The sequence below is a fragment of the Sporosarcina jeotgali genome (assembly GCF_033304595.1).
GTDB lineage: Bacteria > Bacillota > Bacilli > Bacillales_A > Planococcaceae > Sporosarcina > Sporosarcina jeotgali.
In genome coordinates this window covers 1,883,037-1,908,354 of record NZ_CP116341.1, presented here as the reverse complement: position 1 = coordinate 1,908,354, position 25,318 = coordinate 1,883,037, and the positions used below count along the sequence as shown (strand labels likewise).

The following is a 25,318-nucleotide window of genomic DNA, read 5'->3' as shown; positions in this document are numbered from 1 at the left end:
GAGAGAAACTGAAGCGTGAAAAACCGAAGTATAAAAAAATCGTGGATGCCGCTGTGTCGATAATCGCGCAGAATGGCTACCACCAAGCACAAGTATCTAAAATCGCAAAAGAAGCAGGCGTCGCAGACGGAACCATTTACTTGTACTTCAAAAACAAAGAAGACATCCTCATTTCGGTATTCCAGGAGAAGATGGCTGTTTTTGCAGACTACGTAAAAGAAATATTGGAAATGGATTTACCCGCGTCCGATAAGCTTTATAAAATGATCGAAAATCATTTTAAAGTGCTTCACGATGATCGCAACTTAGCGATTGTCACCCAGCTGGAGCTGCGCCAATCCAGTAAAGAACTGCGTTTTCGCATTAACGAGGTATTAAAAGAATATCTTACTTTGCTGGATGCTTTGCTGAGAGAAGGAATCGACAGCGGTGAATTCCCGGCGGACCTGGACATCCGGCTCGCAAGACAAATGGTCTTCGGCACAATCGACGAAACCACAACCTCCTGGGTCATGAACGACCAGAAATATGATTTGGTTGAACTGGCTCCAAGAGTGCACAAACTGCTGCTATCTGGAATGAAAGGGTAACTGGTTTAACTTCAAGATTGAAAATTATTGTTTTGCTAATATGAATCCGTTGATTGTAACGGAAGATGGCGTCTCCGGAGGGATGCAAATGGAAACAACCTAAGTTCGCGGCATCGTGCCGCAACGGTTGTGTGACCTACATCCTGTAGGCCCGCGTCCATCTGGAGTGGAAATCAACCTAGTTAAACATCTATATTTACACCAAATTGTCGCAACAAAGTGGTAAGTCTTTATTTTTAATAAACTAGTATGCTATCATTGAAGGCGCTTCCATTTTAAAAATCATCACAGCAAACCGTACTGAAAAAGGATGGGATGACATGGATTTTTTGAAAGTCTCAATTGACCAAGGGGTCGCCGTCGCAACAATCAACCGTCCCCCTGCAAACGCACTCTCAAGAGCGCTCATTCTAGAAGTTGGCGACTTGCTAGAACAACTGAAAGACATTGACGAAGTACGAGTCATCGTCTTGCACGGAGAAGGGAAGTTCTTCTCTGCGGGAGCCGACATTAAAGAATTTACAACGGTCACTTCAGGAGCGGAGTTCTCAAAACTGTCAGCAGACGGTCAACGCATCTTCGACCAGTTAGAAACCTACCACAAACCGGTGATCGCAGCGATTCACGGCGCAGCATTGGGTGGAGGACTCGAACTTGCAATGGCTTGTCACATGCGTTTTGTCACTGAAAACGCAAAACTCGGTCTACCAGAGTTGCAGCTTGGCCTGATTCCCGGCTTCGCTGGAACACAAAGACTTCCAGGGTACGTTGGGAAAGCGAAAGCAGCTGAAATGCTGCTGACGAGCGATCCGATTACGGGACTGGAAGCTGTGAAATGGGGACTCGCGAACCGCGTCTTTGCTGAAGACGTGCTGCTATCCGAAACGATGGCAATTGCACACAAAATAGCTAAGAAAAGTCCTGTAGCAATGAAAGCTGCATTGGCTATGCTTCAATTCACCAAAGACGATTCCTATCATAAGGGCGTCGAGGCAGAAGCAAATTCGTTTGGCGAAGTATTTGTATCAGAAGATGCCAAAGAAGGCATTCAAGCATTCATAGAAAAACGTGAACCTAAATTTAATGGACGATAATACGTCAAGGAGGTCTGCAGTATGAACATTTATGCTTTAGTAAAACGTACATTTGACACAGAGGAAAAGATTGTTGTAAAGAACGGTGCGATCCAGGAGGATGGCGCGGAGTTCATCATCAACCCATACGACGAGTATGCTGTTGAAGAAGCGATTCAAGTCCGTGACGAACACGGCGGTGAAGTAACAGTCCTTTCAATTGGAGGAGAAGACGCTGAAAAGCAGCTCCGTACTGCACTTGCTATGGGCGCAGACAAAGCGGTATTGATCAACACGGAGGATGATCTGGATGAGATGGATGAATTCTCAGCAGCTAAAATTATCTCTGAATACTTAAAAGACAAAGATGCGGATTTGATTATCGCAGGAAACGTGGCGATTGACGGCGGTTCTGGTCAAGTCGGACCGCGTGTCGCTGAACTTCTCGGCATTAACTATGTCACAACAATTACTGAGTTGAAAATCGACGGGACATCCGCAACACTTGTCCGTGACGTTGAAGGAGACTCTGAAACAATCGAAACATCATTGCCGCTGCTCGTAACAGCTCAACAAGGATTGAACGAGCCGCGTTACCCATCTCTTCCAGGAATCATGAAGGCGAAGAAAAAGCCTCTTGAAGAATTGGAATTGGATGATCTGGATCTTGATGAAGACGATGTTGAAGCGAAAACAAAAACAGTAGACATCTTCATGCCGCCTGAAAAGGCAGCTGGACGAGTTCTTGAAGGCGATATCTCGGATCAGGTAAGCGAATTGGTAAACTTATTGAACAAAGAAGCGAAAGTCATATAATACCGGCAACTTAAACCGTTCTAGGAGGGACTCTATATGTCTAAAAATGTATTAGTACTTGGCGAAGCTCGTGAAGGCGAACTGCGCAACGTCTCATTTGAAACGATTGCTGCAGCAAAAACAATTTCAGGAGGCGGAACAGTTACCGCTGTTCTCCTTGGGGACTCTGTTGAAAATTTAGCTCAAGAAATGGTTCAATACGGGGCAGATCGCGTTGTTACAGTTGAACACCCGCACTTGAAGCAATATACGTCTGACGGCTACAGTCAAGCGTTCATGGCAGTCTATGAGCAAGAAAAGCCAGACGCAATTGTATTGGGCCATACGGCAATGGGGAAAGACCTTTCTCCAAAACTGGCAAGTAAATTAAGCTCTGGTCTTATCTCGGATGTAACTAAGATTGAAGGAGAAGGCGATGCAGCTGAATTCATCCGCCCGATCTATTCAGGAAAAGCATTTGAAAAAGTTCAAAGCAAAGGCGGACTTCTATTCATTACGATCCGTCCGAACAACATCGAACCGCTTGCAAAAGATGAAAGCCGCACAGGCGACGTTTCATCATTAACGGTCGATATTACAAATCTTCGTTCTGTTATTGCAAACGTTGTTCGTAAATCTACGGAAGGTGTAGATTTGTCAGAAGCGAAAGTAATTATCGCTGGCGGCCGCGGCGTGAAGAGTGAAGACGGATTCAAACCGCTTGACGAGCTTGCACACTTACTTGGCGGAGCTGTTGGAGCTTCACGCGGTGCATGTGACGCGGATTACTGTGATTACTCACTGCAAATCGGACAAACAGGCAAAGTTGTAACACCTGATTTGTACATTGCTGTCGGAATCTCAGGCGCAATCCAGCACATGGCTGGTATGTCGAACTCAAAAGTTATCGTTGCGATTAACAAAGATCCTGAAGCGAACATCTTCAAAGTAGCGGACTACGGAATCGTAGGCGACCTATTTGAAGTCGTTCCAATGATGATTGAAGAAGTTAAGAAACTAAAAGGTTCACCTGCTGTTTAATCAGAGTATGAAATAGGGTACTGACAATAAGAGCAGAAGTGAAGAAGTCACTTCTGCTCTTACCTATCTGAAGTGAAGTAGCGCAGCAGCAGGAGTAGGCAGATATTTCGCCTGTTCAAAAGCTGCATGCTATAATGACTTCATAGTTGTTACCTATAAAGGAGGACTTACCCAATGGCTATTTTAAATGCAACAGATGCAGATTTCACAGAAAAAACTAATGATGGTGTAGTACTTGTTGATTTTTGGGCACCGTGGTGCGGACCTTGTAAAATGATTGCTCCAGTTCTAGAAGAATTGGATGGCGAAATCGAAGGGAAAGCAAAAATCGTTAAAGTAAACGTAGACGATAACCAAGAAACAGCAAGCAAATTCGGAATCATGTCAATCCCAACATTGCTCGTTATGAAAAACGGCGAGACTGTTGATAAAGTGGTTGGCTTCCGTCCGAAAGAAGAGCTCGCTAAATTGGTTGAGCAGCACGCATAAGTTTACTATCCTGAACCGGGTCCCTTTTCTAGAGGAACCCGGTTTTTTTGGCAGGTGATTTAAGATGAATGAATTAATCCAAAATAAGCTCGCGATTCTTCCTGATATGCCGGGCTGTTATATGATGAAAGACCGGCAGGGGACTGTGATTTATGTGGGTAAAGCAAAAGTTTTAAAAAATCGCGTCCGCAGTTATTTCACGGGCTCCCATGATGCGAAAACACAACGGCTTGTGACTGAAATTGAAGACTTTGAAACGATTATTACATCGTCTGACATTGAGGCGCTGATTCTTGAGCTGAATTTAATCAAACAATACGATCCTAAATACAACATCATGCTGAAAGATGATAAAACGTATCCGTATTTGAAGCTGACAGCGGAACGTCATCCTAAACTAATCGTTACCCGTATTGTAAAGAAAGATAAAGGCCGCTATTTCGGCCCCTATCCGAACGTGACGGCAGCAACAGAAACGAAGAAACTGTTAGACCGGTTGTATCCATATCGCAAGTGCCATACACTTCCAGATCGGGTTTGTCTGTACTATCATCTGGGTCAATGTCTGGCACCCTGTGTGTATGATGTATCTAAAGAGACCTACAAAGAAATGACCGATGATATCGCCCGTTTCTTGAATGGCGGCTATAAGAGCATGAAAAAAGAGCTCACTCAAAAGATGAATGATGCTGCTGAAAGTCTTGAGTTTGAACGAGCAACAGAATATCGCGATCAAATTTCAAACATTGAAACCGTTATGGAAAAACAGACGATGACGATGCATGATTTTAAGGATCGAGATATTTTTGGCTATGCTGTTGAAAAAGGCTGGATGTGCGTTCAAGTATTTTTCGTACGCCAAGGAAAGCTGATAGAGCGAGATGTTTCGCTATTTCCGGTGTACCGAGATCCAGAAGAAGAATTGCTGACATTCATCGGGCAGTTTTATAGCAAGCTATCGCATATTAAACCGAGCGAAGTGTTGTTGCCTCCTGGAATTGATCAGGAAATCGTTGAGCAATTGCTGGATATCCATGTCTACATTCCGCAGCGCGGGAAGAAAAAAGATTTGGTGCAGCTGGCTAATAAGAATGCCTCCATTTCGTTGAAGCAAAAGTTCCAGCTGATCGACCGGCAAGAAGAACGCACGATTGGAGCTTGTGAAGAGTTGAGTGATGCCATGAACATTTCAATTCCGCTGCGCATCGAAGCGTTTGATAACTCTCACACACACGGAGTAGAGCCGGTTTCAGCAATGGTCTCTTTCGTCGATGGAAAGCCGAATCGAAAAGATTACCGCAAATACAAGACAAAAACCGCAGCTGCGCATGACGATTACGGTGCTATGCGAGAAGTCATACGCCGGCGTTATACGCGTGTGCTGAAAGACAATTTGCCATTGCCCGATTTGATTGTCATAGATGGCGGAAAAGGGCAGATGGGGATTGCAAGGGAAGTAGTTGAGGATGAATTGGGACTTTCCATTCCGATTGCCGGCCTCGCGAAAGACGACAAGCACCAAACTGCACAATTGTTGTATGGATCTCCTCCTGAACTCATTCCGCTGAAGCGTTCAAGTGAGGCATTCTATTTACTGCAGCGAATCCAGGATGAAGTCCACCGTTTTGCCATCACATTCCACAGGCAGCGCCGCGATACAGGATCGCTTGTATCTGCGCTTGACGGGCTACCTGGAGTTGGACCGAAGCGAAAGCAGAAATTGCTGAAGCACTTTGGCTCAGTAAAGAAAATTAAAGTTGCATCAAAAGAGCAGCTGATAGAAGCCGGACTCCCTGCAGCTGTTGCTGAATCGGTTGCTGAATATTTCGCTGAAAAGAATAAGCCTGCCGAGCCGGCAAGCGACTAAAAAAACGGGCCACTGGTCCGTTTTTTCCATGATATGGACAGAGTTGTTTCTATTATAATAGTGCCGCATAGGAGCTGTTTCTAAAAACCAGGTATGTGCTCATAAAAGTCAGCAAAGTGATCATACCCACAAAAAAACGCTCATAACCCAGTAAATATGATCATAACCCCCGGGAAAGCGATCATAACCACACACAGCCCATATCCCGCGGCGAGACTCTAGGTGAATTCCAATCTCAACTCGCGAAAAAGTGACCTTAACCAATCAAAATCAAGACCTTATAATGTGAGCTTCGCCATGCGAAGCAATTAGTGATCAAGAAGAAACGTGAATGGCGAATTTTTAGTTGAAATGAATTCGCTATTCCTCCCTCCGCTGCGTATTGAAGGAGGAGTGCTCATAAAAGTCAGCAAAGTGATCATAACCACAACATTGCGCTCATAAATCACAAAAGGTGATCATAACCCGGGAAAAGTGATCATACCCACAAAAAAACGCTCATAACCCAGTAAATATGATCATAACCCCGGTTCTTACGGTGGTTTGGGGAGGCTTCATTTCGTCATTTTCTGGGTATAGTTTTAGAAAAAACGAAAGGGTGGCTCCCTATGGAATTGCTAACGAATTTAACACTTCCGTTCATAGAAAAAGATCAACTCTTGTATTTCAAACAGACAGATGATGTGATTTTTCTTATTATTGAACTTCGTTCTAGTTCTTCCAAATGCCCAAAGTGCCAGGCAACTTCCCATCGTCGCCATAGCCGATACACTCGATTGGTGAAAGATTTAGCTAATGCGGATACTCCGGTCGAAATTCAGGTGATTACAAGTAAATGGTTCTGCGAAAATACCGAGTGTAACGCACGGGTTTTCACTGAGCGAATCCCATGGCTACAACCTTATCACAGAAGAACAGAACGATTAGAAAGAGTAATTGAGACTATTGGTTTTTCGACGAGTTGCCTAGCTGCGGAAAAGATCTGCCGCTCTCTTCACATTCCAGTCAGTCATGACACGATTTTACGATCCATAAAAAACAAATCATTTACCCCAGAGAACCCTGAGGGCTCTCCCTTTTGTAGGAATTGATGACTTCGCGTTCAAGAAGCGTCTATCTTATGGAACGATTTTTATTGATTTGGAGACAAACAAGCCGCTAGGGTTGATACCGACACGAGATTCAGCGGAAGTCACGAAGTGGCTTTTAGGCCATCCGGAAATCTGTCTTATTACTCGGGACGGATCAAGAGGGTATGCCAAGGCAGTTCATGATGCTTCGCCTACTATTCAGCAGGTGGCTGATCGCTGGCATGTACTTCATCAGCTGTTCGAAGCGTCAAAAAAAGCCATTTATTCGTGTATCCCTAGGAAGTGGAACGCATCTTCTATAACCGTGGATAAAAAAGTTGAAACGACTTTAGCTCAAGAATCTGATTCGGTTCCATGGAACCGGTCTGAAGAAAGATGGCAGCGTATTCAACAATCCCAGCAGTTATTTTCAGAGGGATATCGTGTCGCAACGATCGCACGGAAACTCGGTGTTGTAAGGAACACTGTCTACTCCGACTTAAATCAGACAGTGTCTCCTTATGAGGAACGTGCTTCGCCCGATACCGCCTAATATCCCTTGGTTTCTTCACTGGTGAAAGATAAAATGAGTTCCGACCAAATTGAGGAGACATGCCGATCTCAAGGATATACTGGATCCCTGGATACATTGACTGGAATGATTACAAGCGCACGTAATCGCTCTGCTAACTTGGAAACCCCGGGTCTGTCTTTTCGGCAAAAGACCTTACGGTTATTATGGAATCCTGATAATGAAGACGTTCTTGAAGAACTACAAAGCTTCTATCCAGATTTTTTGTCTACATTTCCTCAAATAAAAGAATTAAGTAAATTGATTCATTCATTTCGATCATTGATCAAAGAAAAAGCAGCTGACCAATTGCCACAATGGATAGAAAATCATAAGGGTTTTGAAAATAAATCTATCCAATCGTTTTTCCAAGGAGTGAAAAATGATTTAGATGCCATTCTGCTTGGGATACGTTTGCATTGGAGCAATGGTCCGACAGAGGGAAATGTCAATCGGTTAAAGACACTTAAGCGGTTAATGTATGGTCGAGCAAGCTTTAGGGTCTTGGAAAAGAGAGTATTGTATCACCTGTAATTATTTTCAAAAAGTAATCATTTAAGACGTAATAGGTTAGAGGGATACTCCCCGTTTTCGCGTAAGAACCATAACCCCCGGGAAAGCGATCATAACCACACACAGCCCATATCCCGCGGCGAGACTCTAGGTGAATTCCAATCTCAACTCGCGAAAAAGTGACCTTAACCAATCAAAATCAAGACCTTATAATGTGAGCTTCGCCATGCGAAGCAATTCAATTTCAAAGAAGACCTAATCGCATCGCACGCATCTCATAAAGACTGATCCGCACAAAAAAACTGAAGAATGAGCCATTGCTCATTCTCCAGTCAGTTATTTCTTTTCAATTTTAAAGGTTTCATCCCAGCGTACCTGCAAGACAATTTGTCCCGTTTTTTCATCTCGTGAACCGTAACATTCCGTTAAGCAGCCATTCGCAATTTGATATTGCTCGGCAATGAAGCCGGATTCTAAGTGGTAGGAATCCTTGGTGGCAGGAGAAATGATCCGTTCTGATAATTGATAATCTGCTTCTTCCTTGCCTGAACTTGCTAAACTCAACTCGCCCCAGCCGGCTTCGTTAAAAAAATCAGGAATTTCATCTGTGGAAAAGACAGGGAACTTCCGGGCAATCTCTTTTCCGGCCCAATACAAAATGTCATCTTCATGTTTTCCGAGAATGCCGGGAATTACATGGTCTCTCAGTAGTTCGTAGCCGAATCGTGTCGGCTCTCCAGTTGTTTCGTGTGCCAAAACGCGAGCATCCCTTTCATATCTATCAAATTCCCTCTAAATGGTATGTCGTAAGATTTGCAACTAAAGGTCAATCAGACAAGTAAGTCACCTTGACCTTCCCAATATGGAGGAGTACAATGTACATGTTATTATATTGTAACATGAAGAGACGGACCGTCAAACATTCGCTTGGGGTTTTATCAGGCAGAATCAGACATCCGGCTCATAAATAAGGGAGGGTAAATCACTTGGTGAGAGAATCAGAGTTTTACTGGCGCCGCTTGCATTCATTGCTTGGAATTATTCCGATTGGTTTGTTCGTGACGCAACACTTGATCATTAACCATTTTGCAACAAGAGGTGCTGAATCATTTAACACTGCGGCGCATTTCATTGAAAACCTGCCGTTCATTTATTTCCTGGAATGGTTCGTCATCTACATACCGCTCATGTTCCACGCGTTTTACGGAGTGTATTTAGCATTTACTTCGAAAAACAACGTGCAACGATATGGAACATTCCGTAACTGGATGTTCATGTTGCAGCGCATAACAGGTGTATTCCTTGTCATCTTCATTGCATGGCACATTTATGAAACACGTATCCAAAAATTATTCGGTGCAGAAGTCAACTTTGACATGATGGCGGATATTTTCTCTAATCCATTCATGATCGTCTTCTACGCACTTGGTATTCTTGCGGCTACATTCCACTTGGCGAACGGCGTTTGGTCATTCCTAGTTACTTGGGGATTGGCACAATCACCACGCTCACAAAAAATCGTTACTTGGGTAACGCTTATTATCTTCGTAGTACTTTCTGTAATTGGAATGCGCGCACTATTCGCATTCGCATAAGAAATAATACGTTATTATGTAAACTTTGAGGAGTGAAACAATAATGTCAAAAGGTAGAGTGATTGTCGTTGGCGGCGGTCTAGCCGGCCTCATGGCGACCATCAAAGCATCAGAAGAAGGCGTAGGAGTAGACTTGTTTTCCCTCGTTCCTGTAAAGCGTTCTCACTCCGTTTGTGCGCAAGGCGGTATTAACGGCGCCGTGAACACGAAGGGTGAAGGAGATTCACCATGGATCCACTTTGACGATACGATTTACGGAGGCGACTTCCTAGCGAACCAGCCACCAGTTAAAGCGATGGCAGATGCGGCTCCTGGTATTATCCACTTACTCGACCGGATGGGTGTTATGTTCAACCGTACACCAGAAGGTCTTCTTGACTTCCGTCGTTTTGGCGGAACAATGCACCACCGTACCGCTTATGCAGGTGCAACTACTGGGCAGCAGCTCCTTTACGCATTGGACGAGCAAGTTCGTGCGCAAGAGGTTGCAGGTCTCGTTCAGAAATACGAACACTGGGAATTCCTTGGCGTTATTATAGATGACGAAGGGGTTTGCCGCGGTATTAAAGCACAAAACCTTAGAACGATGGAAATCAAAGCTTTCCCTGGCGACGCTGTCATTATGGCAACAGGCGGACCAGGAATCATCTTTGGTAAGTCAACAAACTCTGTGATCAATACAGGTTCAGCGGCATCTATCGTTTATCAACAAGGTGCGAAATATGCAAACGGCGAATTCATCCAGATTCACCCGACAGCAATTCCTGGAGACGACAAACTTCGTCTTATGAGTGAATCTGCCCGTGGTGAAGGCGGCCGGATTTGGACTTATAAAGACGGTAAGCCTTGGTACTTCCTAGAGGAAAAATATCCAGCTTACGGTAACCTTGTGCCGCGTGATGTTGCAACGCGTGAAATCTTTGACGTGTGTGTGAACCAGCGCCTTGGTATCAACGGTGAAAACATGGTTTATCTGGACTTGTCCCACAAAGATCCACATGAGCTTGATGTTAAGCTTGGCGGAATCATTGAGATTTATGAGAAGTTTACTGGGGATGACCCACGTAAAGTTCCGATGAAAATCTTCCCGGCAGTTCACTATTCAATGGGCGGACTATGGGTCGATTACGAACAGCATACTTCAATCCCAGGATTGTTTGCTGCTGGTGAATGTGATTACTCGCAACACGGCGGTAACCGTCTAGGCGCGAACTCATTGCTTTCTGCGATCTATGGCGGAATGCTTGCTGGACCAGAAGCCGTTAAGTATATGAAGGGTCTGAAGCACTCTGCAGATGACATGCCTTCTAAAATATTTGACGACGCTGTGAAAGAAGAGCAAGAGAAGTGGGATGCAATTCTTAACATGAAGGGTACTGAGAACGCGTATGTAATTCACCGCGAACTTGGTGAACTCATGACTGAGAACGTAACGGTTGTTCGTTACAACGATAAGTTGGAAGCGACAGATAAAAAGATCCTTGAATTGCTTGAGCGTTGGGAAAACATCGATATGACGGATACGCAACAGTGGTCAAACCAAGGTGCGACATTTACTCGTCAGTTAAAGAACATGTTGTATCTAGCTCGCGTGATTACGCTCGGTGCGCTTAACCGTAACGAGAGCCGCGGTGCGCACTACAAGCCTGATTTCCCAGAACGTGATGATGAAAACTTCTTGAAAACGACAATTGCGACGTTCGACGGAGAATCTGCACCAATCTTAACGTATGAAGATGTAGACATTTCTTTGATTCCACCTCGTAAACGCGATTATTCTAAATCGTAAGTCGATAATTCCCTATCGAAAGGAGACTGACAGAAGTGAGCGAACAACAAACTGCTGTACAAGAACAAACAGCACCAGGTAAAACAATTCTATTCGATATCCAGCGGCAAGATACACCTGAATCTGCACCGTACATGGAATCTTTCGAAATCCCATATAAGCCCAACATGAACGTCATTTCTGCACTCATGGAAATCCGACGGAACCCAGTGAATAAAAATGGTGAAAAGACTACGCCGATTAACTGGGACATGAACTGTCTGGAAGAAGTTTGCGGAGCATGTTCAATGGTTATCAATGGACGTCCGCGCCAGTCATGTACTGCGCTGGTTGATCAGTTGACACAGCCTATTAAATTAGAGCCGATGCGTACATTCCCAGTCGTTCGTGACTTGGTTGTCGATCGTGAAGGCATGTTCGATTCTCTTAAGAAAATCAAAGCATGGATTCCAATCGATGGTACGTATGATCTTGGTGAAGGTCCGCGTATGCCTGAGCGTAAGCGCCAGTGGGCATATGAACTTTCAAAATGTATGACTTGCGGTGTATGTCTTGAGGCATGCCCGAATGTGAACGACAGCACGAACTTCATGGGACCATTCGCGCTTTCACAAGTTCGTTTGTTCAATACCCATCCAACGGGTGCACAGAACAAGGACGAGCGCTTGGCAGCATTGATGACGGATGGAGGAATTGCAGAGTGCGGCAACTCACAGAACTGTGTAGTTGCGTGTCCAAAAGGAATTCCTTTGACGACGTCAATTGCGGCGATGAACCGTGCGACAACTGTACAGATGTTTAAGAACTTCTTCGGAAGTGACCATATGGTAGACTGATGTCTGCTAGAAAACTGCCTGGAAATTCAGCGAGAGCTGATTTTCCGGGCTTTTTTTGTTGGAATGAACTCTAAAAATCCCTTGCAGGGTTTCGCTACTTATTGTCTGAGTTGTTTGATATAATCAAAGAATGAATGATGATTCACTTATTGAACTGGGGGAGAATAGAATGAAGCAGAGTTATATTGAGAATTTTGAAGAGTGGGAAGCCGGGTTTCGATTTTCAGCGCCTATGCGAGTTCGATTTTCGGAGACCGATATGTTTGGGCATTTGAATAATACCGTGACGTTTGCGTATTTTGAGCAGGCACGGATTGATTATTTGAAAAGCTTAGGCTTGATGAATGATTGGCTGGATCCTAAGGGAGAGCGGATTCCGGTTGTGGCGGATTTGCAGTGTGATTATATGAAGCAGGTGTTTTTTGACGAATCGATTGATGTGTATGTAAAAGCCGACTCGATTGGGAACAGTTCAGTCGATATTCATTATATGGCGAAGAATACGAAGGGGGAAGTTGTATTCACAGGACGCGGTGCGATGGTTCAAATTTCGAAGAAAACAGGCTCGGGTGCAGCTTGGACAGAAGAGGAAAAAGAGTTGTTCTTCGAAAGAACTAGGAATTAAGCCGGCACAGCCTTTCTCTATTTGGAATACTGTAAAGGGAAACCGAATAGGAGGGGCGCGTCTTGATGGAGGAGTTAAACAACCGATCTGTTCTCACTGGCAGGGAACGTGAAATTTTTACATTGCTCATAGCTGACCATACAACGAAAGAAATTGCGGCAAAGCTTGGCATCAGTGAAAAAACGGTCCGCAATCACATTTCAAATACGATTCAAAAACTGGGCGTTTCTGGTCGAGCACAAGCGATGATAGAATTGCTTAGACTCGGCGAGCTCAGTTTGGATTAATACCTGTATGCTTTAAGAAAGGTTGTGGAGGAATCTGCAGCCTTTTTTCTTTTTATGATGGGGCTGCAAGATATGTGAGTCGGATGGGTAGCTGAGCATGTGGTAAAATAGGTGAACAAGGAATAGATTTACCGAATTCATTCATGCAATTCAATAGGGGGAGCAGTAAATGAAACCAATTACAAAAAAACGAATGAAAGCCTATTTTATAGACTTAGCACTATCCGCTGCCGTAATTGGCGTAAGTGAATATTTTCTCCGTAAAAAGGTGAAAAATGAAGCAATTCATGCACTTGTGACGCCATCAGTTGTTATGTGCACACTTGAATGTGTTCAACTAGTTAGAAGTGGACAAACTGTTGGTTATAAGAAAATGGGATTAGTTTTGGAAAGCGAAAATGGAACGGATTTGAATACAAAACAGCTATTAAAACGAACTTTTTATCGAGATACGTTTAATACGTTTCAATTTATCGGCAATCGTCAAGGGTTCGAGAAAGATGATGGAAAGGTTTTACCTCATGATTCTTATGCAGGAACAATTGTGAAGGAAATTTGAGGGGTCAGTGACGTCCAAGAGAAACTGCACAAGCACCTCGTTCAAATGTGACAATCCCGTGGAGTCATGGTCAAATGTGAAACCTCAGAAGATCAGACAACTAGATATGTATTGCTTTTTAGATGATTTAAGAGGAAAATAATAAGCAAACTCATGATTTGGAGCTGGTATCATTGACGGAAAAGGTCACAGCAAATCTTGAAGAAATTCATCATATGGAAAAAGATTTGCGTTATATCGCAGCAATCATAAAGCAGCAAGGGCGCAAGATTTTAAGTAACTATACGATTACACCTCCTCAATTCGTTGCGCTCCAATGGTTATTTGAACATGGAGATATGACAATCGGTGATTTGTCGAACAGAATGTTTTTGGCATTCAGCACGACGACTGATTTAGTCGATCGAATGGAAAAGAATGAATTGGTGAAACGTGTACGGGACGAAAAAGACCGTCGTGTGGTACGAATTCATCTGTTAGCTGAAGGAGAGCGAGTAATCGAAGAGGTAATCGATAAGCGACGCGAATACTTGCAAGATGTAGTAAAAGATTTTAACCCGAAAGAATTGTCAACGTTTACAGAACTGCTGTCAAAACTACACGTGGAAATGAGCAAAGATTAACATGACCGAACTCTCAGATTTACCCATCGGCATTATCGACTCAGGAGTGGGCGGTCTCACTGTGATGGACGAGCTTCTGAATCGAATGCCGAACGAACAATTTTTATACATAGGAGATGACGCCCGGTGCCCATATGGCAATCGGTCTCCGCAAGAAGTCGTCCAGTTCACGCATGAACTTATCAGTGCACTCGACAAATTCGGCGTCAAAATGGCTGTCATTGCTTGTAACACGGCGACCGCATTTGCATTGGAGCACGTTCAGCCTTTGTTCAATTTCCCGATTATCGGAGTGATTGAGCCAGGTGCCCGAACAGCGGTTGAAAAATCGAAGACAAAGCGGATTGTAGTTCTCGGGACAAGCGGGACTGTGAAGAGTCAGGCATATGACCATGCAATTTTAGCATTGGCGCCTGATGCGTATATTCATGGACTCGCGTGTCCTGAATTTGTTCCCATTGTAGAACGCGGCGTATACAAGTTAGAAGAGGCGGACCGAGTTGTCGAAAAGACGCTTGTTCCACTATCTGACGAGACGTTCGATGCTGCAATATTGGGATGTACGCATTTCCCGCTGTTGTCGCACTTTATTCGGAAGCATTTGCCTGCAGGCACTGAACTCATTACATCAGGTTCAGCGACAGCAGATATGTCCATTCGGATTTTGGATGAACTGCAGTTACAGCGGGAAACCGTGACTGCACGAAAGTCTGTGTTCTACACAACGGGTGACCCAGCTCATTTTGAATTAATCGTAAAAGACTGGCTGCATATAGAGGATCCTATGGTGGAGAAGCTAGTTCTTTAAGATGCAGGATGCCGCAGTGATGCTTGTTGAAATAATTAAAGTAATCTTAACCCGGCGAGCTGGCAGCCGGGTTTTTGCGCGGGTTTGAATGGTTATGATAAGATGGATGGATGAAAAGAAAGAAGGAATATACTAATGAGACATGATGGACGAGCAGTTGACGCTCTAAGAAATGTACAGATTGAAAAGGATTATTTACTTCATCCGGAAGGCTCGGTTCTGATCACAGTTGGCAATACAAAAGTGATTTGTACAGCATCTGTGGAAGATCGGGTACCGCCGTTTTTACGCGGAAGCGGAAAAGGCTGGGTAACTGCAGAATATTCCATGCTGCCTAGAGCAACAGGACAACGGACACAGCGTGAAGCATCTAAAGGGAAAATTGGCGGCCGTACGATGGAAATCCAGCGTTTGATCGGCAGAGCATTGCGGGCAGTCATTGACCTGGAAGCGCTGGGAGAGCGGACGATTTGGATCGACTGTGATGTCATCCAAGCCGACGGCGGAACACGTACAGCATCGATTACGGGAGCGTTTGTAGCGATGGCAATGGCCACTGCGGGGATCGTCGAGCGAAAAAAATTGCCGAAATTCCCGATTACTCAATACCTGGCTGCAACAAGTGTTGGAAAATCAGATTCAAATGAGCTCATTTTGGATTTGGATTACGTCGAAGATTCATCCGCAGCGGTGGATATGAACGTTGTCATGACGAGCACCGGCGAATTTGTTGAGTTACAAGGCACAGGCGAAGAGTCTACATTCACTCGCAAAGAGATGAATGGACTTCTGGATCTTGCGGAAAACGGCATCCAGCAATTGATTGACCTGCAAAAACAAGCACTCGGAACGATTTGTGACATGATTGAGTCAAAAGAGGAGGCTGCACAATGAAACAAATTTTAGTTGCAACAAACAATAAAGGGAAAGTAAGAGATTTCGAAGAGTTATTCAAACCACACGGCATCGAAGTAATTTCTTTGAAAGATCTAGACGAGCCGATTGAAGTAGAGGAAACGGGAACGACATTCGAAGAGAATGCGATTCTAAAAGCGGAAGAAACAGCGAAGTTTTTAGGCAAATGGGTCATTTCTGATGACAGTGGTCTTGAGATTGATGCATTAAACGGTGAACCAGGTGTCTACTCGGCACGTTACGCGGGCGAACCTAAGGATGACGAGGCCAATATCGATAAAGCGTTAAACGGCCTTAAAGACGTTCCTGAAGGCTCTAGAGATGCTCGGTTCCGCTGCGTGCTGGCAATCGCAGGTCCTGGAATTGAAACACAGACATTTTCAGGAAGCTGTGAGGGATCCATTCTATTTGAACGTCATGGAGAGAATGGCTTCGGTTATGATCCGATTTTCTATGTGCCATCTGAAGAAAAAGCGATGGCAGAGTTGACGCCGGCTGAAAAAGCTGCGATTTCCCACAGAGGCGAAGCGATGCGCAAGTTCGAAAAGCATCTTCCAAGTCTAATCAGTGAGGCGGGGATGAACGCATGAAACTGATCGTAATGAGCGACTCCCACGGTGATCAGGAAACGATCCAATCGATCCGTGATCGGGAAACCGGTGCAGATGGATATTTCCATTGTGGTGATAGTGAATTGGCGGCAGATGCGGGCATTTTGCAAGGGATTGAAATTGTTCAAGGCAACTGTGACTGGAACGGGACATTTCCGGAGTCAGCAACAACTGAATTGGGCAATCAAAAAATAGTAATGGTCCACGGCCACCAGCATGGTGTGAAAGAGTCGCTCATGCAGCTGAAATACGCTGCAGAGCAAGTGAATGCCAACATCGTGTTATTCGGCCACTCACACCTGTACGGGGCGGAACTGCAGGATGGCGTGCTGTATGTAAATCCAGGGAGTACGCTGCTTCCTAGAGACGGGCGTGTTGCGACGTATGCGGTGATCGAACAAGGGGATTCTCTTATGGTGACATTCCGCAGTCCGGAGACTGGCGAAGCTGTAGAAAAAGTGTTTTTCACAACAAATTAAAAAGCTGTTGACTTATTTTCATTCTTTGCCTATAATAAAACCTGTCGTTCAAATCATTTATGTATTTGACGCAGTTGTCTCAGTAGCTCAGCCGGATAGAGCAATGCCCTTCTAAGGCATCGGTCGGGGGTTCGAATCCCTCCTGGGACGTATTAATGTTCAGACGGAACAAGTCCATATTACAAAAACACGTCAAAACCTTTAAACTTGAGGATTGACGTGTTTTTTTATTATACAGTGGAGCAGAAATATGAAAGAAATGAAAATGATTTTTACATCATTGTTCTGTTTCAGGAAAGTATTTACTTGGATATTAATTGGTCAGTGTCGTTAAGAACAATTACTGATGTTGTTAGGAAAATTTAAAAGTAGCTGCCTATGCGCAAAACAATCATGGATATTCAAACAAACAGTAAAGCTTAGCGTACAGAAATCCAGGCACTACAGAAAAGCTTCCTACAGAAATGCTCTCTTATCACCTTTTTCATAATTAAGCTGAGCGTATTTCTCTTGGTAGCCAACTTGGAGAAATACGACTAACAAATTATCAGTTTATTTAAAATTATTAAATTAAATGATTCCGAAATCATAGAAAGCGAAGTCACTTTTCCAGCCTTTAGATGGGAAGTGGACTACGCTTTTTTCTTTCAGGTGTACACCAATTATTTGAATAGTGTTAGAATGACTTATATGATTATTAATTAGGAGATGAATGGTATGAATGAGCGACTCAACAGACCAAAGAGATTTGGGGAAATACTCGATTTGACTTTTAGCTTAAGTAAAAAACATTTTAAAATCTTTTTCTTTATTTCTCTGATATTTATGGGGCCCGTCTATTTGATTGAGGCATTGATAAAACTTGTGTCTGGCGTAAATTTTTTCAGAGAGGTTTCTGTAGGCGGAGCTTGGTATGAAAATATTGCTGCGAGTTTCGAAGTGGAAGAAACGACCAGTCTAGGTGCCGACCTAGGTGTTGTCCTCTTAGGTTTTGTTAGCTTGTTCATATTTCCTGTTGCTACAGCAGCTACTTTATTCGTGGTCGATCATTTGCGGAAAAATGAAACATATACAGTTGGCTCGGTCGTTAAGAAAGCTTTTGCTAGATATGGTGCAATCATTGGGAGTACGCTTTTATTTACACTCATGGTTACGGGATTAATACTATTGCCTATCATGTTTATCGCAATAGTTTTCGTACTTGGTATAGCAACGCTTCCTGTAGTTGGTATTATTGTAGGAGTACTACTATTCTTAGCTTTTGCTATCGTTATTGGATATTTACTTACCCGTTGGAGCTTTTATTTTGGATCTGCAGTACTTGGAGAAGGGACTCCAGGATTTACAAGAAGTTGGAGACTGACCCGCACGCAGGGTTGGAAGTTAGTAGGACTGTACATAATCTTCTTTCTACTCATCTCAATTGTCAGCAGTGCTTTTGAACTTACATTTGGGTTGTTCTTAGGTAATAGTGTTTTGCTTTCTATGATCCTATCGCTCGTAAATATTGTCACAACATTAATATTTGCTGTTGGTTTTGCAGTGATGTACTTCGATTTAAAAGTAAGACATGATGCAGAGGATTTAAAAGAACTGATTGATGAGTATGCAGTGGTTCAATCATGAACTCTATAAGGATGATTTTCTATGGCTAATGTACAGAACGTAAAAGACGAACTGGAAAACATTTTAAGTAAGAAAGAGTATACAGTTTATACAGACCAGGAAACGAATTTCTTCACGGCTTTATGGGAGAAGATTAAAGCTTGGATTGTTGAATTTTTGGAGCGCCTTTTTCCGTCTATGGAGAAGACGAGCATGCTTGCTGGACCCATTTTGGCGATTGTTATTACCGTCATGCTTATTCTTATTGCCATTGCCTTGGTTTATTTTGTTCGTAAACAAAAGCGCAGACAAATACATCAATCTAAAAAACCTCTACAATCTATGAAGGAGATCGATTGGTCTTTTCAGATGCATTTATCTGAAGCTAATAAACAAGAAGAGCTGAATAGGCTAACGCCTGCAACTCGCCATATGTTTTTAGCAATTCTTCTTTATTTTCATGGAAAACAATGGGTGGAAGCACGTATTTGGAAGACCAACTGGGAGTATTATGAAGAGCTCAAAAAAGTAAATCGGCAATCTGCCAATCAATTCCATCATATCGCTCGATTCTTTGATGAAGTTACGTATGGAGAACGAGAAGTTCAAATCGATGAATATCAAGAATTTCGGATAAAGGTAATGGAGGCTTTAGGCGAATCCGTTGAATAAAAATTGTTTATGAGAAAGGAGGGGAAATTAGTTTGCAGAAAAAAAGATTGACCCCAAAAACTTGGATCGGACTGTCACTTTTTTTAATTGTCCTGCTCTTCTCTCGATACCTTCTAGTGCAAGACCAACTAAAAGAGTATCCAATTTTCGCTTCTGACTCTCCTTCTCCCACAGGAGTAAAAGCATTCTATACGTACTTAGAGAAGGGTAATGAAGTCGTCAAAAGATGGACAGAATCTCCAAGTGATTTATCTACAACATCTGAAAACCAGTTACTTATTATGTTGGAGCCTTACTTCATTCCAACTACTGAAGAACTTGGTGCATACAAAGAATTCATGAATTCTGGAAATACCATTCTTTTATTTAAACAAAACCCAAAAGGAATGTTCGAATTGGAAACCGAGCCTGTCGAAACAAACGAAGGTCTTATAGTCGATAAAGCAGACCATGCCTATTCAGCCGAACTCCTTGAATCCTTTCGACTTCTTGAACAAACGGATGATGAAGTTTTACTTTCAGACGACTTGGGAACTATTGCACTGCAGCGTTCTTACGGTAAGGGAAATTTAATTGTTGCAAATTCGCCAAGCTGGATGATGAATAGTGAACTTTTAACGGATGACCACCTAGCACTTATTCTAACACTTGTAAGTGAAGTGGATTCTAAAACGATTTTGTTTGACGAATATATACATAGTAGCGATAGTGCATCGACTTTTTTCACAATCTTTCCTCGATGGTTTTTACTTTTACTGGTACAAGGAACATTGTTTACCCTCCTATGGTTATGGATTCTTGGAAAACGATTCGGACCGATTTTTATTCCTAGAGAAGAAACAGTTCGTTTCAGTGATGAAGGTCTTCGAGCATTAGCTGCTTGGTACCTCAAGGGGCGTCGTTATCATGACTCATTGGTCATTCAAGCTGATTATGTTAAAACGTTATTACAAGAGCGTTGGCGGATTCCGTATACAATGGAATGGGAAAACCTGACGGATCACTTCAAGCAAAAATGCCCTCATCTGCACAAAGATGAAATACGGGAGATGCTCATGGGGTTAACTCCAATGCTAAGTAAAGAAAAAGTAAGCAAACAAGACTATTTATATTGGTCGAAAAAGCTAGAGACCATTCGGAAAGAGGTAGAGATGAGATGAGAATGCATTTATTAACCTTATTGGAAAAGTATGAAGAACGAGTCTTGGGCCAAAGTACTACTCTTAGACTTCTATTATCTGCTGTTTTGTCAGGTGGGCATGTATTACTAGAAGGGGTGCCGGGAACTGGAAAAACGCAAATGGTTAAAACATTGGCAAGTTTACTCGGTGGTGATTTTAGACGAATACAATTCACCCCAGACTTATTACCAAGTGACATTACAGGAAGCATGATTTACAACATGAAAGAAGGTTCTTTTGAAACGTTAAAAGGACCGATTTTCACGAATGTCCTTTTAGCTGATGAAATTAACCGGACACCCGCAAAAACTCAAGCGGCACTTCTAGAAGCAATGGAAGAAAAACAAGTTACCATCCAAGGGAAAACGTATCCGTTACCCGATGTTTTTTTCGTAGTAGCCACACAAAACCCAATTGAATTTGAAGGTACTTACCCATTACCAGAAGCACAACAAGATCGGTTCTTGTTTAAACTTCTGATTGACTTTCCTTCGTTCAACGAGGAAAAAGACATATTAAAACAAATAATTGAAAAAAGTTTTCACAGCACATCGGTCTCTTCAATTCTCGACATGGAAACATTTTTAACAATCCAACGTGAAATTGAACAAGTAACACTCGGTGAGGGTGTGCTCGATTATGTGATGCAGATAGTACGAAAAACGAGAGAAACAGAATCCATTCGTTTTGGAGCAAGTACTCGTGCAGGTATTTCAATTGGTAAAGCTGCGCAATCATGGGCTTACTTAGAAGGTCGTGATTACGTAACACCTGACGACGTTAAAATCGTTGCCAAACCATCTTTAAGACATAGAATTCAATTATCTCCACATGTAGAATTGGAGGGAACGGCTGTTGACCAAATCATCGAAGAACTTGTGGGGGCGATTCCTATTCCAAGGTAGCGGAATCGTACCAACGAAACGATTACTCATTATTTTTCTCGTACTATCTGTTGCTTTAATCACGCTCGGAAGTCTCTTGGAATTGGATTGGGGCTTTCTCATTGTCGTGAATCTTCTTATTCTATTTGGAAGTTTGTTGGACTTGTTGTATTCGCCAAAGAAAAACCAAATTCATTTCAAACGAACAATTGTGAAAGAACTGGAAAGAAACCTTTCCTATACAGTCGATATTGAAGTGGAAAATACTTCGGAGCATGCCTTCAATTTTCTTCTTGTAGATGGAATTCCACAATCTTTTAAAAGCTCTTTTCCAATTAAAGGAGAAATAGCAAAAGAGACTGCAGTACAAGTACGTTATGAAACAAACGCTTCTGTACGAGGAAACTATGAGATAGAGCAACTCCACTGCCGTTATACAAGCAAGTTAGGTCTTTGGGCAAAGCAAAAATCAGTTTCGTTGGTGGATTCCGTTAAAGTTATTCCAGACTTAACTGAAACGAAAAGCTATTTGGGCAATGCTCAACGGTTTCTGTTATATGAGGGTTCAAAGATTCGTAAACAACAACGCGGCATAGGAGAATTTGCCCAGATTAGAAACTACGGAGTCGGCGATGACCCACGGATGATTAACTGGCGGCAAACTGCGAAACTACAAGAAGTGATGACCAATGAATATGAACCTGAACATGGAAAATATGTAACCATTTTAATCGATTGTGGGAGAATGATGGGTGCGGAATTAAAGAATGGAAATCGCCTTGAAAAAGTAATGGAAGCCTCTCTAACTGTTGCGGCGGCAGCTTTACAAAAAGGGGATTACGTTTCTGTTCTAGCCTTTTCAAAAGAAGTACAAGTAGTTGTACCACCCGCAAAAGGAATCGCTCATTTGCAAACAATTCTCCACGCAATTTACTCTCTTGAAGTGGGTGCTGCCGAGTCGAATTATGCTGCTGTTCTCACTTATTTAGAAACCATGCAAAAGAAAAGAAGTCTACTATTACTCTTTAGTGATGTTCGCTCATTTCTTCATGAGGAAAGTGCGCTTGCCTATTTGCAAAGACTTAGAAGACGCCATATGTTTTTGATGATTGGCATTGAGGACACTGCCCTTTATAATCGCATCAATGAAGAACCAGTGGATGTACAAACCGCAATGGTAAAAAGTATTGCTCAACAACAACTGCTTCTTAAGAAAAAAAGGAAATTGAAATGGGAAAAAAAAGGCCTTCAAATGATTGAGGCCCGTGAAGAAAACTTAGCAGTAGCAGCTGTTTCCCATTATATTGATATTATGAATCGGAACTTAATTTAGATTCTCTTCTGTCTAGAAAAACTTTTCCAATCAACACGTACACAAGTAAACCAATCACAGTAATGAATGCAACTGCATATTTTGCTCCTAATGGTATTGATGCTGGAGTGATGAAGCCTTCAATTAATCCAGCAATGATGAATAATGGAATCGTACCAATTAGTAACTGAACAGATCGCTTTGCCTGAGTTTTCAATTGGTAGCCTCTTGAGAACTTGCCTGGGACAAAGAGCTTATAACCCATTAATAGACCTGCTCCACCTGCTATAAATATGGCTGAAAGCTCAATCATTCCATGTGGTACGATAAATGCCCAAAACTCATACGATTTATCGTAGTGAAAGAATAAAGCAGCCAAGGCTCCAACCAAAATACCATTATAAATGAGGACATATACAGTTAATAACCCGAATGTGATACCTCCGGCAAAAGCGAGTATCCCTACTTGAATATTGTTTGTCATAATAGTGGAAGACATTACCGAAGAATTTACTTCCATTTCATCGCTACCAAGCTGATCGGGATTTACTCCTTGAGCCACTTCTGCAGGCAGTATGGCATACATCGATTGAGGGTCGTTGAGAACAGCAAAGAAGCTACCTAAAGCACCAAGTGTAAACAAAAGAAATGCGACAAAAATAAACTTCCATTGTTCTAAAAACAAACGAATAAATGTTGTGCTTAAAAAGTTACCAACTTGTTTTATACTCGATATTTGATCTTTATATAACACATTATGTGATTTTGATACAAGTTCATTTAAGTAAACCGTTACTTCTTCATTTGGAAAGTACGTTTGAGCGTAGGAAAGATTTTGAGCAGACTTTTGATAGAATTCGTAAAACTGATCAATTCTTTCACCTGTTAAATTAGATTTACCTTTATGCAATTCAGACGCTAATTTTTCCAGTTTACTCCAATCTTCACGATGCGATTTCACAAATTGATTGATGTTCATTTTTACACCTTCTTCTTGTGGTATGAGTACAATTTTACATGTGTTCCGAATATACAGTATAGCAGATACTTAGAAATTTATGGATGAAACTACATATTGAAAGTGGTGAAGTACTATGAATGACGAACAAATTGGTATCAAGACACCGGAATTCGTATCTCTTCAGTTTCAGCTCGCAGGACTCGGTAGCAGAAGCGCGGCATTTATTATTGATCAGCTTATTTTAACGGTTGTTAATATTTCAGTTCTCATTGTTTTGGCCATTTTTTACACGAGAGATATAGATTTTTTTGCCTTTGCGGGAATGGACTCGCTTATATTGGGTCTTGCAATTCTTGGTCTTTTTATCGTCAACACAGGGTATTTTGTAATTATGGAGTACTTTTCAGGAGGAAAAACTATTGGTAAAAGAATGCTCGGCATTCGAGCAATCCAAGAAAATGGGCATAGCTTAACATTACTATCAAGCTTTATCCGCAATTTCCTTAGAGTTATTGACTCTTTACCTGCTGGATATTTTTTGGGGATTGTGCTCATTTTCTTTCATTCGAAACATAAAAGAATTGGAGATTTAGTTGCAGGAACGATTGTTGTACATGAACGACAAACAAAAAAACAAAACAAACAAACTCCTATTGAAAAAGAAATTGCTATGAAGCAACTTGCAAAAGAGGATCTTATTATTGAAGATTGGGCTTTAAGGTCAATTGGACAAAAAGATTGGAAACTTATTGAGACGTATAGCAATCGACTCACTCAATTGTCCGAAAACGAACGCTCGGAGCTTACGGAAAAAGTAGCAAATCTCTTACTACCGAAATTAGGATTAGAAGTCTCGGGGAAAAGTAATTTAGAATTAGAAAATACGCTGCTTGTTATTTACTTGACTTTGAGTGAAGAATGGGCGTATGAACTTTGAATTGAATTATAATGCAGCTAATGAAATGTATTGTTAGTGATATCTTTTTTACCGTCAGTTGGCGTAGATGCATGGGTGATGATAAAACCTCTAACGCTTCATAGCTTCAGGACAATTAATGTTAAACACATATATTATCCGGAAATGGGAATGTCGAATTCGCTAATCATCGGGTAAATTCATAATAAATATTTACTTTGCAATTGATGAATTCTATAGCATAGGGAGTGATGATAGTGTCAAAAGGAAAGCTGTATTTTCTGGCATATTTTTTATTATTCCCGACAATTTTCGTAATCAGCTCTTTCTTATGGCGATTTATCTTTCGGAGTATTGACTTATCGATTGTATTTACAGACTCCTTATCGATTCTAGCTCTTTATTATTTCAGTGTGAGTGTTTTCTTTGTGGTCCGTATGAAATAATACGTTGCACTGAAATAGGGAACATTTACTATAAAAGCGTGCATCTGTGCGCGGTAGAGTTGTGAATGTTTAAAATATTATGGAATTCCATTGCACATGCACCTATCTATCAATCTCATTAAGAAAAAGAATCAACTCTATGAAAGTTTTTACAGTAAGACAAAAAATGGATTCTTGTTTACTCTAATTAAAATACATAGAATTC

28 protein-coding genes and 1 tRNA gene are annotated in these 25,318 nt (G+C 42.1%); 27 read left to right on the top strand and 2 right to left on the bottom strand.

Annotated features, from left to right (window positions below; translation table 11 throughout):
• Nucleotides 1-8 precede the first annotated feature (8 nt).
• From fadR to PGH26_RS09390, 9 genes are all read left to right on the top strand, one after another.
• Nucleotides 9-590 (top strand): fatty acid metabolism transcriptional regulator FadR, encoded by a 582-nt coding sequence (fadR, locus tag PGH26_RS09425; protein WP_323693506.1) that lies wholly within the window; start codon nucleotides 9-11, stop codon nucleotides 588-590.
• Nucleotides 591-910: 320 nt separating this feature from the next.
• Nucleotides 911-1,684, top strand: coding sequence for an enoyl-CoA hydratase (locus tag PGH26_RS09420; RefSeq protein ID WP_323690823.1), 774 nt, complete (start codon nucleotides 911-913; stop codon nucleotides 1,682-1,684).
• Between the two features lie 21 nt (nucleotides 1,685-1,705).
• On the top strand, nucleotides 1,706-2,479 hold the full coding sequence (locus PGH26_RS09415) for an electron transfer flavoprotein subunit beta/FixA family protein (RefSeq protein WP_323690822.1): 774 nt from the start codon (nucleotides 1,706-1,708) through the stop codon (nucleotides 2,477-2,479).
• A gap of 36 nt (nucleotides 2,480-2,515) precedes the next feature.
• On the top strand, nucleotides 2,516-3,499 hold the full coding sequence (locus PGH26_RS09410; protein WP_323690821.1) for an electron transfer flavoprotein subunit alpha/FixB family protein: 984 nt from the start codon (nucleotides 2,516-2,518) through the stop codon (nucleotides 3,497-3,499).
• A 174-nt stretch (nucleotides 3,500-3,673) separates the two neighbouring features.
• Nucleotides 3,674-3,988, top strand: a complete 315-nt coding sequence (trxA, locus tag PGH26_RS09405; protein ID WP_191689142.1) for a thioredoxin — start codon at nucleotides 3,674-3,676, stop codon at nucleotides 3,986-3,988.
• A gap of 64 nt (nucleotides 3,989-4,052) precedes the next feature.
• Nucleotides 4,053-5,855, top strand: coding sequence for an excinuclease ABC subunit UvrC (gene uvrC, locus PGH26_RS09400; RefSeq protein ID WP_323690820.1), 1,803 nt, complete (start codon nucleotides 4,053-4,055; stop codon nucleotides 5,853-5,855).
• A 608-nt stretch (nucleotides 5,856-6,463) separates the two neighbouring features.
• On the top strand, nucleotides 6,464-6,946 hold the full coding sequence (locus PGH26_RS16175; RefSeq protein ID WP_431312490.1) for a transposase family protein: 483 nt from the start codon (nucleotides 6,464-6,466) through the stop codon (nucleotides 6,944-6,946).
• Nucleotides 6,918-7,478 carry a transposase gene (locus tag PGH26_RS09395; RefSeq protein WP_323693505.1) on the top strand — a complete coding sequence of 187 codons (561 nt, stop codon included), beginning with the start codon at nucleotides 6,918-6,920 and terminating at the stop codon, nucleotides 7,476-7,478. The genes PGH26_RS16175 and PGH26_RS09395 overlap by 29 nt, the downstream gene beginning before the upstream one ends.
• Nucleotides 7,479-7,499: 21 nt before the next feature.
• The gene (locus PGH26_RS09390) at nucleotides 7,500-8,030 is read left to right on the top strand and encodes a transposase (protein WP_431312489.1); all 531 of its coding nucleotides are present in this window, start codon (nucleotides 7,500-7,502) and stop codon (nucleotides 8,028-8,030) included.
• A gap of 315 nt (nucleotides 8,031-8,345) precedes the next feature.
• Here PGH26_RS09390 and PGH26_RS09385 read toward each other — a convergent pair whose 3' ends face one another.
• Nucleotides 8,346-8,765, bottom strand: coding sequence for a YslB family protein (locus tag PGH26_RS09385; protein ID WP_323690819.1), 420 nt, complete (start codon nucleotides 8,763-8,765; stop codon nucleotides 8,346-8,348).
• A 230-nt stretch (nucleotides 8,766-8,995) separates the two neighbouring features.
• On the opposite strand from PGH26_RS09385, the gene PGH26_RS09380 reads away from it, so the two are divergent.
• The 17 genes from PGH26_RS09380 (at nucleotide 8,996) to PGH26_RS09300 (ending at nucleotide 22,811) form a co-directional block, all read left to right on the top strand.
• Nucleotides 8,996-9,604, top strand: a complete 609-nt coding sequence (locus tag PGH26_RS09380; protein ID WP_323690818.1) for a succinate dehydrogenase cytochrome b558 subunit — start codon at nucleotides 8,996-8,998, stop codon at nucleotides 9,602-9,604.
• A gap of 43 nt (nucleotides 9,605-9,647) precedes the next feature.
• Nucleotides 9,648-11,393, top strand: a complete 1,746-nt coding sequence (gene sdhA, locus PGH26_RS09375; protein WP_323690817.1) for a succinate dehydrogenase flavoprotein subunit — start codon at nucleotides 9,648-9,650, stop codon at nucleotides 11,391-11,393.
• A gap of 86 nt (nucleotides 11,394-11,479) precedes the next feature.
• Nucleotides 11,480-12,229, top strand: a complete 750-nt coding sequence (gene sdhB / locus PGH26_RS09370) for a succinate dehydrogenase iron-sulfur subunit (protein WP_431312542.1) — start codon at nucleotides 11,480-11,482, stop codon at nucleotides 12,227-12,229.
• A 169-nt stretch (nucleotides 12,230-12,398) separates the two neighbouring features.
• Entirely contained in the window at nucleotides 12,399-12,854 is a 456-nt protein-coding gene (locus tag PGH26_RS09365) for an acyl-CoA thioesterase (protein ID WP_323690816.1), read from the top strand.
• A 65-nt stretch (nucleotides 12,855-12,919) separates the two neighbouring features.
• On the top strand, nucleotides 12,920-13,141 hold the full coding sequence (locus PGH26_RS09360; RefSeq protein WP_323693502.1) for a helix-turn-helix domain-containing protein: 222 nt from the start codon (nucleotides 12,920-12,922) through the stop codon (nucleotides 13,139-13,141).
• Nucleotides 13,142-13,310: 169 nt separating this feature from the next.
• Nucleotides 13,311-13,700, top strand: a complete 390-nt coding sequence (locus tag PGH26_RS09355; RefSeq protein WP_323690815.1) for an RDD family protein — start codon at nucleotides 13,311-13,313, stop codon at nucleotides 13,698-13,700.
• 215 nt (nucleotides 13,701-13,915) lie between these two features.
• The gene (locus PGH26_RS09350; RefSeq protein ID WP_431312541.1) at nucleotides 13,916-14,323 is read left to right on the top strand and encodes a MarR family winged helix-turn-helix transcriptional regulator; all 408 of its coding nucleotides are present in this window, start codon (nucleotides 13,916-13,918) and stop codon (nucleotides 14,321-14,323) included.
• Between the two features lies 1 nt (nucleotide 14,324).
• The gene (murI, locus tag PGH26_RS09345) at nucleotides 14,325-15,131 is read left to right on the top strand and encodes a glutamate racemase (protein ID WP_323690812.1); all 807 of its coding nucleotides are present in this window, start codon (nucleotides 14,325-14,327) and stop codon (nucleotides 15,129-15,131) included.
• Nucleotides 15,132-15,266: 135 nt separating this feature from the next.
• A complete protein-coding gene (gene rph, locus PGH26_RS09340; protein ID WP_323690811.1) occupies nucleotides 15,267-16,025 on the top strand; it encodes a ribonuclease PH in 759 nt (252 codons plus the stop codon).
• Nucleotides 16,022-16,636 (top strand): XTP/dITP diphosphatase, encoded by a 615-nt coding sequence (locus PGH26_RS09335; RefSeq protein ID WP_323690810.1) that lies wholly within the window; start codon nucleotides 16,022-16,024, stop codon nucleotides 16,634-16,636. The genes rph and PGH26_RS09335 overlap by 4 nt, the downstream gene beginning before the upstream one ends.
• The gene (locus PGH26_RS09330) at nucleotides 16,633-17,136 is read left to right on the top strand and encodes a metallophosphoesterase (protein WP_323690809.1); all 504 of its coding nucleotides are present in this window, start codon (nucleotides 16,633-16,635) and stop codon (nucleotides 17,134-17,136) included. The genes PGH26_RS09335 and PGH26_RS09330 overlap by 4 nt, the downstream gene beginning before the upstream one ends.
• A 76-nt stretch (nucleotides 17,137-17,212) precedes the next feature.
• Nucleotides 17,213-17,286, top strand: a tRNA-Arg gene (locus PGH26_RS09325).
• A 567-nt stretch (nucleotides 17,287-17,853) separates the two neighbouring features.
• On the top strand, nucleotides 17,854-18,762 hold the full coding sequence (locus tag PGH26_RS09320; RefSeq protein WP_323690808.1) for a hypothetical protein: 909 nt from the start codon (nucleotides 17,854-17,856) through the stop codon (nucleotides 18,760-18,762).
• Between the two features lie 21 nt (nucleotides 18,763-18,783).
• On the top strand, nucleotides 18,784-19,413 hold the full coding sequence (locus PGH26_RS09315) for a DUF4129 domain-containing protein (protein WP_323690807.1): 630 nt from the start codon (nucleotides 18,784-18,786) through the stop codon (nucleotides 19,411-19,413).
• 32 nt (nucleotides 19,414-19,445) lie between these two features.
• A complete protein-coding gene (locus PGH26_RS09310) occupies nucleotides 19,446-20,573 on the top strand; it encodes a DUF4350 domain-containing protein (RefSeq protein ID WP_323690806.1) in 1,128 nt (375 codons plus the stop codon).
• The gene (locus PGH26_RS09305; RefSeq protein ID WP_323690805.1) at nucleotides 20,570-21,499 is read left to right on the top strand and encodes an AAA family ATPase; all 930 of its coding nucleotides are present in this window, start codon (nucleotides 20,570-20,572) and stop codon (nucleotides 21,497-21,499) included. Before PGH26_RS09310 ends, PGH26_RS09305 begins: the two co-directional genes overlap by 4 nt.
• A gap of 4 nt (nucleotides 21,500-21,503) precedes the next feature.
• Nucleotides 21,504-22,811, top strand: a complete 1,308-nt coding sequence (locus PGH26_RS09300) for a DUF58 domain-containing protein (protein ID WP_431312540.1) — start codon at nucleotides 21,504-21,506, stop codon at nucleotides 22,809-22,811.
• On the opposite strand, the gene PGH26_RS09295 is transcribed toward PGH26_RS09300, so the two are convergent.
• Nucleotides 22,789-23,769, bottom strand: coding sequence for a stage II sporulation protein M (locus PGH26_RS09295; RefSeq protein WP_323690803.1), 981 nt, complete (start codon nucleotides 23,767-23,769; stop codon nucleotides 22,789-22,791). The two genes, PGH26_RS09300 and PGH26_RS09295, sit on opposite strands and share 23 nt — an antisense overlap.
• Nucleotides 23,770-23,884: 115 nt before the next feature.
• On the opposite strand from PGH26_RS09295, the gene PGH26_RS09290 reads away from it, so the two are divergent.
• Nucleotides 23,885-24,688, top strand: a complete 804-nt coding sequence (locus PGH26_RS09290) for an RDD family protein (protein ID WP_323690802.1) — start codon at nucleotides 23,885-23,887, stop codon at nucleotides 24,686-24,688.
• The last annotated feature ends 630 nt before the right edge of the window (nucleotides 24,689-25,318 follow it).

Bases quoted from the DNA above. Each gene is read 5' to 3' on its own strand.
- PGH26_RS09420 (WP_323690823.1), top strand. From the start codon at position 911: ATGGATTTTTTGAAAGTCTCAATTGACCAAGGGGTCGCCGTCGCAACA.
- PGH26_RS09415 (WP_323690822.1), top strand. From the start codon at position 1,706: ATGAACATTTATGCTTTAGTAAAACGTACATTTGACACAGAGGAAAAG.
- PGH26_RS09410 (WP_323690821.1), top strand. From the start codon at position 2,516: ATGTCTAAAAATGTATTAGTACTTGGCGAAGCTCGTGAAGGCGAACTG.
- trxA (WP_191689142.1), top strand. From the start codon at position 3,674: ATGGCTATTTTAAATGCAACAGATGCAGATTTCACAGAAAAAACTAAT.
- uvrC (WP_323690820.1), top strand. From the start codon at position 4,053: ATGAATGAATTAATCCAAAATAAGCTCGCGATTCTTCCTGATATGCCG.
- PGH26_RS16175 (WP_431312490.1), top strand. From the start codon at position 6,464: ATGGAATTGCTAACGAATTTAACACTTCCGTTCATAGAAAAAGATCAA.
- sdhA (WP_323690817.1), top strand. From the start codon at position 9,648: ATGTCAAAAGGTAGAGTGATTGTCGTTGGCGGCGGTCTAGCCGGCCTC.
- PGH26_RS09365 (WP_323690816.1), top strand. From the start codon at position 12,399: ATGAAGCAGAGTTATATTGAGAATTTTGAAGAGTGGGAAGCCGGGTTT.
- PGH26_RS09360 (WP_323693502.1), top strand. From the start codon at position 12,920: ATGGAGGAGTTAAACAACCGATCTGTTCTCACTGGCAGGGAACGTGAA.
- PGH26_RS09355 (WP_323690815.1), top strand. From the start codon at position 13,311: ATGAAACCAATTACAAAAAAACGAATGAAAGCCTATTTTATAGACTTA.
- PGH26_RS09350 (WP_431312541.1), top strand. From the start codon at position 13,916: ATGGAAAAAGATTTGCGTTATATCGCAGCAATCATAAAGCAGCAAGGG.
- murI (WP_323690812.1), top strand. From the start codon at position 14,325: ATGACCGAACTCTCAGATTTACCCATCGGCATTATCGACTCAGGAGTG.
- rph (WP_323690811.1), top strand. From the start codon at position 15,267: ATGAGACATGATGGACGAGCAGTTGACGCTCTAAGAAATGTACAGATT.
- PGH26_RS09335 (WP_323690810.1), top strand. From the start codon at position 16,022: ATGAAACAAATTTTAGTTGCAACAAACAATAAAGGGAAAGTAAGAGAT.
- PGH26_RS09330 (WP_323690809.1), top strand. From the start codon at position 16,633: ATGAAACTGATCGTAATGAGCGACTCCCACGGTGATCAGGAAACGATC.
- PGH26_RS09320 (WP_323690808.1), top strand. From the start codon at position 17,854: ATGAATGAGCGACTCAACAGACCAAAGAGATTTGGGGAAATACTCGAT.
- PGH26_RS09315 (WP_323690807.1), top strand. From the start codon at position 18,784: ATGGCTAATGTACAGAACGTAAAAGACGAACTGGAAAACATTTTAAGT.
- PGH26_RS09305 (WP_323690805.1), top strand. From the start codon at position 20,570: ATGAGAATGCATTTATTAACCTTATTGGAAAAGTATGAAGAACGAGTC.
- PGH26_RS09295 (WP_323690803.1), bottom strand. From the start codon at position 23,769: ATGAACATCAATCAATTTGTGAAATCGCATCGTGAAGATTGGAGTAAA.
- PGH26_RS09290 (WP_323690802.1), top strand. From the start codon at position 23,885: ATGAATGACGAACAAATTGGTATCAAGACACCGGAATTCGTATCTCTT.